Consider the following 542-nt stretch of genomic DNA (forward strand, 5'->3'; position numbering starts at 1 on the left):
GGATGTTTGCCATAGATCCTGCTGAGCTCGCACGTGCTTATCCCTTCGTGGCCCCGTCCGACGCAGAGCATGACGCACACCATGGTGCACCACGCAACAGTGAGACAGATGAAGCAGCAATCCTGCGCCTGCAGCTTTCTCTATTGATAGACGAGCGGGAGCGGGAACGAGCCATCGCAGAGCGCGAGCGCGAACAGTTAGCCGGAACTGTGGCTGACTTGCGAGTGCGACTGGATCGAGCCGAGCAGCGTATTACCGCGCTCATTAGCGATAATGCTTATAGGACGAAGCGTCCCTGGTGGAAGTGGCGAAGAGGTCCATAAATCACAGCAGTCAATGAACGATATAATTTTATGACTTACCGGTCTGAGACTGATAAAAGGATGAAAACGAAAGGTTCGTCACATCAATAGCAAATGAGCTTAAATAATCTCGCGAGGAAATATCATCATACGTTCCAAACCTTATAGCAGGAATATCCTGATCCGTGGAAAGAAAGAAATCCTTATCCCACTTCAAGCCAGCAAGCTCTTTAGTGAACG

At 50.0% G+C, this 542-nt stretch carries 2 protein-coding genes; one reads left to right on the plus strand and one right to left on the minus strand.

Annotated features, from left to right (window positions below; genetic code table 11):
• Positions 1 to 323: hypothetical protein (locus tag CK240_RS19095; RefSeq protein WP_205957938.1), on the plus strand; the 323-nt coding region annotated here is incomplete at its 5' end.
• A 28-nt stretch (positions 324 to 351) separates the two neighbouring features.
• Here CK240_RS19095 and CK240_RS19100 read toward each other — a convergent pair.
• Positions 352 to 542 (minus strand): hypothetical protein (locus CK240_RS19100; RefSeq protein ID WP_205957939.1); only part of this gene is annotated, 191 nt, incomplete at its 5' end.

The organism is Paracoccus salipaludis, from assembly GCF_002287065.1.
GTDB classification, from domain to species: domain Bacteria; phylum Pseudomonadota; class Alphaproteobacteria; order Rhodobacterales; family Rhodobacteraceae; genus Paracoccus; species Paracoccus salipaludis.